This is a genomic window from Chamaesiphon sp. OTE_20_metabat_361 (assembly GCF_031364565.1).
Genome location: NZ_JANLWO010000603.1, coordinates 1 through 11083 on the forward strand (window position 1 = coordinate 1; position 11083 = coordinate 11083).

Genomic DNA, 11083 nt, shown 5'->3' on the forward strand with positions numbered 1-11083 from the left:
CAAGAACAATCAGGTGCTGGCTTAGATCGGTTGAGTGAGGATGAATATGTTAGGTTTCAACAACTCAATCGATCTTATCTAGAAAAATTTGATTTCCCCTTTATTGTTGCCGTTAAAAACCATACTAAATCGAGCATCATAGCAGCATTCGATCGCCGCTTACAGAATTCAGCCGATGAAGAATTAGCTAACGCGATCGAGGAAATTAGTCAGATCGCCCGGTTTAGATTGTTAGCAATAATCGATTCCCCTTCTGCTAAGGCAGACGCTGTGCCTAAGGCAGGCTTCGCCAACGCGAACGGGGACGCTACGCGAACGAGTTGAAAGTCACATCATCTAACCTATTTATTACTTATTACTTATTACTTAATTAAATTCATGACAATTACATCATCACCGATTCTCAGTGAATTAAAAATCGATGCCGCTAGACTCGATCGCAGCCTAACCGAACTCGCCGAAATTGGCAAGCTACCCCAAGGTGGGATCAGTCGCGTGGCGTTTACACCTGAAGATTTGCGCGCGCGTAAATTGGTGCAAACTTGGATGGTTGAAGCGGGAATGACTGTGAGGATGGATGCGGCTGGTAATATTATCGGTCGCTATGAGGGTCTAAATCCAGATGCAGGAGCGATCGCGACTGGATCGCATATCGATACCGTGCCGACTGGTGGGCGTTATGATGGCTGTTTGGGCGTGCTGGCGGGGATTGAAGTAGTGCGAGTTTTGCACGATCGATCGATCCGACTGTACCACCCGATCGAGGTAATTGTCTTTACCGATGAGGAACGTTCGGTAATTGGCTCGAAGGGAATGGCGGGGGAGGTATTAGAAGATGCCAGTTATTATGCCCGTTTGGATGGTACCCCGATTCAGGAATGTCTCGATCGAATTGATGGTGATTGGGCGCAAATTGCGACAGCCAAACGCAAATCTGGCGAGATGGTGGCGTTTGTAGAGCTACATGTCGAACAAGGTGGTGTCTTAGAACATCTCGATAAACCGATTGGGATTGTGACAGGAGTTGTTGGGCAATACCGATTTGCCGTCAACGTTATCGGACGCGCCAATCATGCTGGCACTACCCCGATGAATCTGCGGAAAGATGCCCTAGTTGCCGCCTCCGAAATCGTCCTAGCTGTGAATAAAATCGCCCGCTCGATCGATGGCGACCAAGTTGCCACTGTCGGCTATCTCAATGTGTCGCCCAATGCCACTAATACGGTGCCTGGAATGGTCGATCTGCGAATCGACATGCGAGATCTCTCGGAGGAACGTTTGCAACTGCTGACGGCGAATCTCAAAGCCGAAATTATCACCATTGCCAGAACTACCGAGACGGCAATTTCGATCCAGCAAACGCTGCACATTCGCCCTACATTAGCAGATCGCCAAATTATGAAATCGATCGAGGGCGTCTGTCAAAATATGGGTTTAGCTTACACCCACATGCCCAGCCGCGCGGGACACGATGCCCAAGAAATCGGTCGGTTTACAGCTATGGGGATGATTTTTGTCCCCAGCCGCGCGGGAGTCAGTCATTCCGCAGACGAGTATACTTCGCCTGAAGAATGCGATCGTGGTGCTAGTGTTTTATTACAGACTTTTCTCCAACTCGATAATTTTCATGTGAAAAGTAACGCAGCAAAATCTTCAATAATTAATAATTAATAGTTAATAATTACCTCTCCTTTACCCTTTACCCTTTACCCTTTACCCTTTACCCTTTCCCCTTTCCCCTTTCCCCTTTACCCTTTCCCCTCATCAAGGAGCATCACGAATGCAGAAACTCCATAATGTCCCCTTCTTGGACTAGATATTCCTTCCCTTCACTGCGTAGGACGCCTTTATCCTTGGCAGCTTGCATCGAACCAGTCGCAACCATGTCAGCGTAGGAAATGGTTTTGGCGCGAATAAAACCTTTCTCGAAGTCCGAGTGAATCACACCTGCGGCTTGGGGTGCAAACATCCCCGCTTTAATCGTCCAGGCGCGAGTTTCCTTCGGCCCTGTGGTAAAGTAGGTGCGAAGTCCGAGCAGATGGTATGTCGCGCGAATGAGGGATTTTAAACCGCCTTCAGATACGCCTAATGATTCGAGAAATTCGGCTTTTTCTTCCGCTGGTAGTTCGAGGAGTTCGGCTTCGACTTGGGCGGAAACGATCGTCACCTGAGCATCTTCCTTAGCTGCAAAGGCGCGAACCTGCTCGACAAAATCATTACCTGTGGCTAGATCTTCTTCCGATACATTGGCGGCATAAATCATCGGTTTGCGAGTGAGCAATCCCAACCCTTTAATACTTTCGCTTTCTTCATCCGTGAGTTCGACTTGACGCGCGGCTTTACCTGCGTTTAAATCGACGAGCAGTTTTTCGAGGGCGATGACTTCGATTTGGGCTTCTTTACTAGTTCTGGCGGTTTTTCTGGCTCGATCGATCCGTTTTTCGATTTGGTCGATGTCGGCTAAAATCAGTTCGAGATTGATGACTTCAATATCCTGCTGGGGATCGACAACGCCGGAAACATGGATGATATCATCGTCCTCAAAACAGCGGACGACTTGGACGAGGGTATCTACTTCCCGAATGTGGGACAGAAATTTGCTCCCCAAACCTTCTCCCTGACTAGCACCTTTCACTAATCCGGCGATATCGACGAATTCTACCCGCGTGGGGACGACACTCTCAGAATTCACCATATCGGCGAGGACTTGCAACCGTTCGTCAGGAACCGAGACGCTACCGACATTCGGCTCGATCGTGCAAAACGGATAGTTAGCAGCTTCAGCTTTGGCATTGGCAACTAGGGCATTAAATAATGTCGATTTGCCCACATTCGGCAGTCCAACGATTCCGGCTCTTAGCATTTTAGTCTCAAGTGATGACAACTTCCCTGGCTCGATTATACGCGATCGAGCGATCGGAGGGGAAGATGGGGGACTGGGGGATGGGAGACTAGGAACTTTAAATAAATAAGTTAGGATGAGTTAGTGAATATGCTGTCCATACACGATCGGGACACACAACCGTGACAGCCACATCAATCGATCTCCCAGTCCCCTCGTCCCAATTTAGCACCACCATCGCCGTGACTAGACACATATTCAAGGAGCTGCGTCCCGAAAGCTACCGACATCCGCTAGATCGGCAAGCACTGATGAATCTAGAGAAGATGCCCGGTTTATCGCTGCTGCTCAAGAAGATTAATGAGTATGGGATCGATCGATTGGTGCGTTTGCAAGTTCAGGGTGAAGATTTTCGAGTCAATGATGCCAACTTCCCCGCATTGCATCAGGCATTGCTCGAAGCGGCAGCAATTTTAGATGTCAGTCCCGTGCCCGAATTATATCTGCATCGCGGCACGGGATATATAGTTTCCTATGCGATCGGTGTCGAGCAGCCCGCGATTGGCGTTAATCTAGAGGCGATGGAATGGCTTTCCCATGAGGAATTACTATTTTTACTCGGACACGAACTGGCGCGCGTCAAGAGCGGTTATCTAGCTTATCAGCAGTTGTCTATTGTCATGCCAATGTTGAAAACCGTGGTGAGTACTACCACCTTTGGATTGGGTGGATTAGCAGCTAATGGGGTGGAAGTCGCGCTGTACAATTGGATTGTGATGTCTAAATTTACTAGCGATAGGGCGGGTTTACTTGCCTGTCAAAATCTCGATACTGCCATCTCGACATTGATGAAATTGAGTGGATTGCCTCACGAATATCTCAATAAACAAACGATCGATGCCTTTGAAACGCAAGCCCGACAGTTCGATGTTAATAGTATCAGTAATCTCGATCGGATCGCCAAGATTGTTGGCTTTATGAATTACCAAAGTCCCTGGGGTGTGATGCGTGCCTCACAGTTACTCGCATGGGCAGATTCAGGGGAATATTCCCGATTGCTGGAATTTTCGATTTAATCTAACTTGCGTTGCGTAGTCTTAGGCATTTAGGATAATAGCAGCATCGTTATTCGCGGCGCGATCCGAAAGCAGCCGAATACCTTGATGTTCGCACTCGCCGAGCGGTATTTATATGTCCCAATTTAACCCTTGCATCACCGATGATGGTTCGTATACTTTTTTTTCGGAAGAGTTTGGACAGACTTTTCATAGTAAATATGGTGCGCGGGAAGAGTCGATTTATAAGTATGCCATTCCGACTTTATTAGCCCAAAAAGCTAGTCGCGGTCATTTGCGGATTTTAGATATTTGTTATGGATTGGGTTACAATAGTGCCGCTGCATTAGCGACGATTTGGCGATCGCATCCCGATTGTACTGTGGAGATTATCGCGCTAGAACTCGATCGCGCCGTGCCAATTTCGGCGATCGAACATAATTTACTTGGTGACTGGGAAGAGCCGATTCCACAACTATTGACTCGATTTGTGGGTGCAGGAATAGTTGAAACCGAACGCTTAAAAGCACAATTAATTTTTGGCGATGCCCGTCAAACGATCGGGCAAGTAATCGCCCGAGAATTTACAGCCGATGCTATTTTTCTCGATCCATTTTCACCAACTGCTTGCCCGCAATTGTGGACGCTCGAATTTATCGATCGAGTAGCGAAATGTTGCGCGTCTGATGGGATAATTGCTACTTATTCCTGTGCCTCGGCAGTGCGGACGGCGCTAGTTGCCGCCGGATTATTTGTCGGCGATACTAGTCCCGTCGGCAGAAAATCTCCAGGCACGGTTGCGAGTTTTACATCATCACAATTAGCCCCATTATCGCAACAAGAACTCGAACATTTGCAGACGCGGGCGGCGGTTCCTTATCGCGATCTAACCTTATCAGATTCGATGGCTAAAATTATCATTCGCCGCGAACTTGAGCAGGATGATTGTGGCTTGGAAACTACGTCCCAATGGAAAAAACGCTGGAGGAAATAATTGAGAATTGAGAATTGAGAATTGAGAATTACTATAATTCCTTCCTACCCAATAAGCACAATAGCCACTATTCACTATTCACTATTCACTATTCACACTTCGGCTGTCGCTCAGCACAAGTCGCTCAGTGCAAGCTATCCACTATCCACTATTCACTATTCACTATCCACTATCCACTATCCACACTTCGGCTGTCGCTCAGTGCAAGCTATCCCCTACCTGCTATCTACTCAACGTCCGCAAGAACCGCCCCAAACTGGCGAATAAACTCGGCGATTTAGTCGCAGTAGGATTATCGCCTGAAGCTGGGTTAGCAGGCATCAGGAGCGCGTCTAGCTCGTCGCCGACGGGTTTGTGTGGTGATTCGGCAAGGAGGGTATAATCATCGTCTTGCTCCAGCCAGACTTGCCAGAGATCGGGGTAGCAACGGTAGAGGGCAGCGGCTTCGAGGGGTTTGATATAGTAGGCACAGGTGAGAGTACTCAAAAACCTGTCGCGGAGCTGTCTGGCGGCATAACCGATGCCTACGATTGCAGCATCTTCAAGTTTGGGTAAGAATAAGATGACGGGACGAGATCCTACAGCATTACATAATTGCTCGACTTGGGCAACTTCGATCGCTGATGGTTCGATCGCGATAAATAATTGGTCTTCGGGTTGAATTTTAGTTTCAATTGGCGATCGACTATTGCCCAAATCGTCGATTTTAAAGTTCAGATCCTGCCAATCCCGCTTGGCTAGAGCAGCAGCACCAGTATCGGGGAAGAATACCTTGAGGGTATTGCCACGATCGCTAAATGATTCGATAAATAGGCGTGCCAAATTCATCGACTTGAGTTCGGGAATGGCGATCTCGATCGTAATCCGTTGGTGTCCCGCTGCGATCGCAGCTAAGGCGGCGGATTGAGCCAGAACGATCGAGTCTTCGAGGGTGGTGGGGAGTTGTGACATGGCACGGTGAAAAACTAAGACGCTCGCGATCGGGTGCTGAGGATGATGCTGGTATCCAACCACTGTAACGCGATCGCGCCCGATCTCGACAACCGTGGGGCGCAACTGGCATGATTCGTAATCGATCGCTAGTCAGATGGTAACAGTGATAAAATCCGATACGGACGTTTGCCCCAATAACTTCCCGGTGCAAAGCTAGTTTCCTTTACACCCGTACTCGATTGAGCGCCAATAAATTTGCGGCTCTTCACATCGGTAACGATCCCCATGTGTGCAGATCCGCCGCCGACTGATGGGAAAATAATTACATCGCCAACGATCGGCGATTTGGTTGGGGCGAAGTCCGGATCGTGTAAATACTCATCCGCCATCCGGTAATCATAACCCTCGAAAATTCGATTGTAGACCGCATAGACAAAGTGAGAGCAGTCCACGCCATTTTTATCTTTACCGCCATAGCGATAGCGGGTACCTTGCCAGGATTTGGCTTCAGCCGCCACCGTAGACAGATCTTCAGATGTCAATACGTTCGCGGGTTCGGGGCTGTCGTTGGCACTTGCTGGCAAGATTGAGGCAGCACAGATCGCGGCACAGAGCAGAATTTTACGGTACATAATCTCGCATAGTGGGTAATTTTTCCCAACCCCATTCTCAGAATTTTGGGGATAGCTCAGCCATTCCCCCAAACTTTCTCAGTCATCAGGCTGAGTCGAAAGCTATTGCACTCTTACAGTTAAATTACCCACATCCACAACGAGATCGATCGTCAAATCTTGCATAAGAACAAAGTTAGTAGTGAATAGTGGATAGTGGATAGTGAATAGTGAATAGTGGATAGGGGATAGTGAATAGTGAATAGTGGATAGCGGTAGATAGCTTACCTATTACCTTTTACCCTTTACCCATTACCCCTTACCCAAACTTAGAAACCGCCTGACAACCCTTGAGATACCATCGCCACGGCAAATCTACCCCCTGTGTCAGTCCGATGCGGGTGGTTTGGGTAAGTTCGTTCGTGCCGAGATCGAGCTTGGCTTGCCAATCGATCGAGCGGTGTTCGATCCACATCGCTTGTCCAGAGCCGAGTTCTAATTTAGTACCGTAAAGAGCTAAGTTAATTTGCATCGCCAGACAGAGTTTCCCTGGCCCTGCGGCGGCTTTGATGGGCTTCTCCTTGGGTTTGAGCAAAATGGTACTTAGTGTCTCTGGAGTCAGCTCTAGCGCCCGAATTAGCACGGCACTGGGCGCACCGATTCGATCGGTCACGACATTCACGCAATGATAGATCCCATAAATCAAATACACATAGATATATCCCGGCGCACCAAACATGATCTGATTGCGTTTGGTTTGTTTGCGATAGGCATGACAAGCCGGATCGCCTTCTTGATATGCTTCGGTTTCGACAATGATGCCGCGTAACTGGGTACCGTCGGGAAGTTGACGCACTAACGTACACCCGATTAAATCCGGTGCGACACTGAGTGCCGATCGATCGAACCATGCGGTGGGAATAACTGCTTCCATATGTTCTGTACTCGACGATCGATCGATACCCAAGCGGTATCTTCAGTGCAATGTAACGCAGCAGCGCTCGATTAAGTCGGGGAACTCTGTCTCATGTCACTCAGAAGGTAACTTTCGATCGGTAACAGCGGCTGCTCGATCGTAATTCGCTAACATCGATCGAGCATCTTTTTTGGCTTGTTGTCTGACACTTTCAGGCTCCACCACTTCGCAATCTTTACCATAACCACGAATCTCCTTTAGCAGCCAAAAAGGACTGGAAGTTCTCCGCCATACTCTTCTGACTCCATCGCTTATTTCTTCTCGTTCGTCGATACCCGGTTTGAATTCATAAGCTTTTATCAAACCGCCATAAAAGTGTAATTGCACTAGCAAGGAATCCAAACCCAGATCCCGCCATGCGCTACTAATCGGCAGGATCGCTTGAATGCGATCGAGTCTAAAGCAACGATTGTGCGTTAGTTCGGGATAATCAGGAGCATCTGGCACTTCCTCACACCAAGCATCGACATAAAACCGCTTGTCATGAAAAGCAATCTCCGCATACCGAACGGTATATTCCAGTGAATCGCCTTGAGCATCTTGGTATAGTAGCCGAAATGGTTGCTTTTGTTCGCAATATCGATCGATCTCCATCCGCCATCCTCCTTCTGGCTGACTGACATGTTGAAATAGAGTCTGACGATGTTCGGGGGTAAGGGTGGCTTTGGCAAGTAGGAGTTCTACTAGGATTTGAGCATCGCCAAGGGAGCCTGTATCTACCAATAGCTTAATCGCCTTCTCTAGAGAGTATACGTGCGATTTATCGAAGGTGAACTGTTGTCCAACAGTGATTTGCTGTTGAGCGATCGCGACAATAAGCCCGGAAATACTGGGTTCTTTGCCCCATAAGATCTGGAGATTACGCGCGATCGCTTCTAGTTGCTCTTTGGTTCCAGGTGGAATTGAAAGTGTGATGGTATCTTTTTTTCGAGCCATTTCGACAGAGTAGTTGCACTTTTAGAAATAGTGTGGCATACTAGCAATTATACCGCAAGCGCAAATGCAAATAATGGGACTATGCTAAATGCACGTATGAGTATCGAGCATCAAAAAAGCCAGGGTAGATCCTGGCGAAGAATTGATATATTTTAGATCGATCCCTGATAGGGCTTATCAAACTGCATAATACAACGTACTTAACAGAAGCATTGTTTCAATCCCTGAAAAGGATTTATCTATATCTATTTTACTCGCCTAAGCGCCAAAGCCATGTATTTTTTTGAAGTGTGTTGAAGTATATGGCTTATAATTAATTTGCTTGACAGAGCATTAACAACAAACTATTATCAAATGGAAAGAACTAGGTCAGACCTAGCTCAATCAAAAATAATACTTGTTTCCAGATTAACCTATAGCTGACCTAGTTGTACAAAACATACCTACCTAAAAAAATGGAAAATAACCTTCCTGACCGCACGATCGCGCTAATGTCTGATGGCTGTTGGCACTCTGCCAATGAACTGGTCGAGCAGATTAGCCACCGTTTCTCTGCAACCATGCACGTACTCAAGAAGAGAGGCTATCACTTTGAAAAGCGCAAAGTAACCGCCCAGCAATATGAGTACAAGATGACTGTTAGAGAGATAGCATAGTACATTTGTTAGATACTCGTCGAATGGGAGTTCATTTGCTCTGATTCGATGAGTATTCCTAGTTGGGTTGAGATACTCTAGTACAAAGGAAGGTTGGTATACAAATGAACGAACAAGAGTTACTCGCTCGAATCACTGTCAATCCTCAGATTTTTGCTGGCAAGCCAATTATTAGAGGTAGAAGACTAGCTGTAGAACAGGTATTAGGCATGTTAGCGGCGGGGGATACTGCGGAAACTTTACTAGCTGCTTATCCCTGGCTGGAAGCAGAGGATGTTCGAGCTTGTCTAGTCTACGCACATCGTCTCGTCGGACACGAGCGCGTCGAACCCCTGTTACTTGAAACTGCGTAATGAAGATATTACTTGACACTAATATGTCGTTTCGGGTACGAGACGATCTAATTGCTGCGGGGTATGACGTAATTTGGACGGGCGATTGGGATATAGATCCTGGGGATGAGGAAATTTTGGCAACCGCTCATCTTGAAAATCGCATTCTCATTACTCAGGACAAAGATTTTGGTGAATTAGCAATAGTTAAAGGTCAACCTCATGCGGGGATTGTCAGATTGTCTAATTTGGCAACGACGCAGCATTCTAATGCTTGTCTAGAATTTTTAAATCGCTTTCAATCTGAGCTATTGACAGGTGCGATAGTCACGATCGATTCTCGAAAAGTCAGAATTCGTCCGGCGGATACAGATTGAATAATCCTATCTTAAATATGCTATGCCAAGCCTATTATCTACAGCACCAACTATTATCGATCTCAAGATCTTGACTAGTGCGATCGCGAGTCAAGTTGTTTCACCTACGCAAGATACGATCGACTCATTAGTTTGTCATCCAGAAGTTAAAAGCATCGCGAGATCTCTAGATGCCACTAATTTGATTCGTCGATTGAACTTAGCTAAGTTGAGTAGCAGTAATAAAACACTGAGTGTCAAGATTCAAGGAAATAATGCGATTTACGATCGAGAAATAATTGGAGAGATAAAAATATTATATAAATCTCCACTACCTGGAGAGCTACAGGCTCGACTGGCTGTTGAGAGTACGATCGACAGGTTTATAGAATATCTTCAAAAAGTATATCGAATTATCTTGCTCGACGAAAGCGATCGTCATGTCCGAGTTTTCATACCTGGAAATATAGAATCTGCCAATTTCTTTGAGATCTGGGAGAAATTTATTAAAGAAGTTATCTTCTCTGATTATGGTAATTACCAGCTTCCTGGATTAGTTCAGACATTTGCAATGATGCTCAATGCCGTCACATTATCAGCCAGAGGCTTTAGTACCGTAGATGTACCAATTTTAACGCTAACACAAGCACAGGTATTATCTGCTTGGTATTATGCGGTGATTCGTGATGTTAAGCGCAGACAAACCAAGCGACAACAAGACATCGATAAACTACAGCAAAGTATTAATGATGATGAGTTAAGCGAAAAAGATCTAAAATCTACACAAAAAGCACTCCAAGATAAGGAGGAGATGCAAGCCAAAGAAGCTAAAAAATACACTGAATATTTTGAAAAATCTTTTGTTGGTAGCTTGCGAGAACAATCTGATATCTATCGAGAGATTGAATCGATCGAGCAACAGTTAACTGTTGCTGGCATCACCAAGCCTCAACAGAAAAAACTTCAAACTCAGCAAACAAAGCTGATGGAGAAAATTGTATTTAGGCAAGATTTTATTCAAGAGAAGTTGAAATTAATCGACATAACGGGAAATGATCCGTTTGGATTTGTTGAGTTAGATGAGAGGAACAATCCCGATCGTTTTTCTAAAATTAAGGCAATCGCCAAAACCTTCACAAAAACTGCAACCGATCAAATTAACTCTACCCGTGGGGATATTTTCACTCAATGTATTTCGGAAATGTATCGACTCTTGGAGATGAAGGCTGAAGATTTAGAGCTTTTACCACCACCACTTTTAACCGAAAGGCTAGTATTACCAGAATTACGATCGCCTGGAGATGATAGTAAAGAGTTTTGCTATGCTTGCGGCATGACAATCGATGCTAAGAAAGCACGTTGGCAGGTCTTACGATTCATATTTGAACGTCC

The 11083-nt window shown here is 46.2% G+C and carries 12 protein-coding genes and 1 pseudogene; 8 read left to right on the forward strand and 5 right to left on the reverse strand.

The window, feature by feature from the left end:
• On the forward strand, positions 1–324 hold a 324-nt coding region (gene uraD, locus RMO35_RS17300), incomplete at its 5' end, for a 2-oxo-4-hydroxy-4-carboxy-5-ureidoimidazoline decarboxylase (RefSeq protein WP_309742556.1).
• A gap of 54 nt (positions 325–378) precedes the next feature.
• Complete coding sequence (locus RMO35_RS17305) at positions 379–1671, forward strand: Zn-dependent hydrolase (RefSeq protein ID WP_309742557.1); 1293 nt, start codon at positions 379–381, stop codon at positions 1669–1671.
• Between the two features lie 103 nt (positions 1672–1774).
• Here RMO35_RS17305 and ychF read toward each other — a convergent pair whose 3' ends face one another.
• Positions 1775–2863 carry a redox-regulated ATPase YchF gene (ychF, locus tag RMO35_RS17310; RefSeq protein ID WP_309742558.1) on the reverse strand — a complete coding sequence of 363 codons (1089 nt, stop codon included), beginning with the start codon at positions 2861–2863 and terminating at the stop codon, positions 1775–1777.
• A gap of 161 nt (positions 2864–3024) precedes the next feature.
• Here ychF and RMO35_RS17315 point away from each other — a divergent pair, with 161 nt between their 5' ends.
• On the forward strand, positions 3025–3918 hold the full coding sequence (locus tag RMO35_RS17315; RefSeq protein WP_309742559.1) for a M48 family metallopeptidase: 894 nt from the start codon (positions 3025–3027) through the stop codon (positions 3916–3918).
• A gap of 115 nt (positions 3919–4033) precedes the next feature.
• Entirely contained in the window at positions 4034–4891 is an 858-nt protein-coding gene (locus RMO35_RS17320; protein ID WP_309742560.1) for an MnmC family methyltransferase, read from the forward strand.
• Between the two features lie 222 nt (positions 4892–5113).
• Here the strand turns inward: RMO35_RS17320 and RMO35_RS17325 are convergent, their stop codons facing one another.
• The 4 genes from RMO35_RS17325 to RMO35_RS17340 form a co-directional block, all read right to left on the reverse strand.
• The gene (locus RMO35_RS17325) at positions 5114–5947 is read right to left on the reverse strand and encodes a DUF1995 family protein (protein ID WP_309742561.1); all 834 of its coding nucleotides are present in this window, start codon (positions 5945–5947) and stop codon (positions 5114–5116) included.
• Between the two features lie 23 nt (positions 5948–5970).
• Positions 5971–6456 carry an NlpC/P60 family protein gene (locus RMO35_RS17330; protein WP_309742562.1) on the reverse strand — a complete coding sequence of 162 codons (486 nt, stop codon included), beginning with the start codon at positions 6454–6456 and terminating at the stop codon, positions 5971–5973.
• A 298-nt stretch (positions 6457–6754) separates the two neighbouring features.
• The gene (locus RMO35_RS17335; protein WP_309742563.1) at positions 6755–7369 is read right to left on the reverse strand and encodes a DNA-3-methyladenine glycosylase; all 615 of its coding nucleotides are present in this window, start codon (positions 7367–7369) and stop codon (positions 6755–6757) included.
• Between the two features lie 96 nt (positions 7370–7465).
• Positions 7466–8347, reverse strand: a complete 882-nt coding sequence (locus RMO35_RS17340) for a WYL domain-containing protein (RefSeq protein WP_309742564.1) — start codon at positions 8345–8347, stop codon at positions 7466–7468.
• 455 nt (positions 8348–8802) lie between these two features.
• On the opposite strand from RMO35_RS17340, the gene RMO35_RS17345 reads away from it, so the two are divergent.
• The 4 genes and pseudogenes from RMO35_RS17345 to RMO35_RS17360 form a co-directional block, all read left to right on the forward strand.
• Positions 8803–9003 carry a hypothetical protein gene (locus RMO35_RS17345; protein WP_309742565.1) on the forward strand — a complete coding sequence of 67 codons (201 nt, stop codon included), beginning with the start codon at positions 8803–8805 and terminating at the stop codon, positions 9001–9003.
• A 104-nt stretch (positions 9004–9107) separates the two neighbouring features.
• Positions 9108–9356 carry a DUF433 domain-containing protein gene (locus RMO35_RS17350; RefSeq protein WP_309742566.1) on the forward strand — a complete coding sequence of 83 codons (249 nt, stop codon included), beginning with the start codon at positions 9108–9110 and terminating at the stop codon, positions 9354–9356.
• Complete coding sequence (locus tag RMO35_RS17355) at positions 9356–9712, forward strand: DUF5615 family PIN-like protein (RefSeq protein WP_309742567.1); 357 nt, start codon at positions 9356–9358, stop codon at positions 9710–9712. The genes RMO35_RS17350 and RMO35_RS17355 overlap by 1 nt, the downstream gene beginning before the upstream one ends.
• A gap of 22 nt (positions 9713–9734) precedes the next feature.
• Positions 9735–11083: pseudogene (locus tag RMO35_RS17360) on the forward strand (hypothetical protein); the annotation flags it as partial.

Excerpts from the sequence above, each read along its gene's own strand:
- ychF (WP_309742558.1), bottom strand. The coding sequence starts at position 2,863 with ATGCTAAGAGCCGGAATCGTTGGACTGCCGAATGTGGGCAAATCGACA.
- RMO35_RS17330 (WP_309742562.1), bottom strand. The coding sequence starts at position 6,456 with ATGTACCGTAAAATTCTGCTCTGTGCCGCGATCTGTGCTGCCTCAATC.
- RMO35_RS17340 (WP_309742564.1), bottom strand. The coding sequence starts at position 8,347 with ATGGCTCGAAAAAAAGATACCATCACACTTTCAATTCCACCTGGAACC.
- RMO35_RS17320 (WP_309742560.1), top strand. The coding sequence starts at position 4,034 with ATGTCCCAATTTAACCCTTGCATCACCGATGATGGTTCGTATACTTTT.
- RMO35_RS17345 (WP_309742565.1), top strand. The coding sequence starts at position 8,803 with ATGGAAAATAACCTTCCTGACCGCACGATCGCGCTAATGTCTGATGGC.
- RMO35_RS17305 (WP_309742557.1), top strand. The coding sequence starts at position 379 with ATGACAATTACATCATCACCGATTCTCAGTGAATTAAAAATCGATGCC.
- RMO35_RS17335 (WP_309742563.1), bottom strand. The coding sequence starts at position 7,369 with ATGGAAGCAGTTATTCCCACCGCATGGTTCGATCGATCGGCACTCAGT.
- RMO35_RS17355 (WP_309742567.1), top strand. The coding sequence starts at position 9,356 with ATGAAGATATTACTTGACACTAATATGTCGTTTCGGGTACGAGACGAT.
- RMO35_RS17350 (WP_309742566.1), top strand. The coding sequence starts at position 9,108 with ATGAACGAACAAGAGTTACTCGCTCGAATCACTGTCAATCCTCAGATT.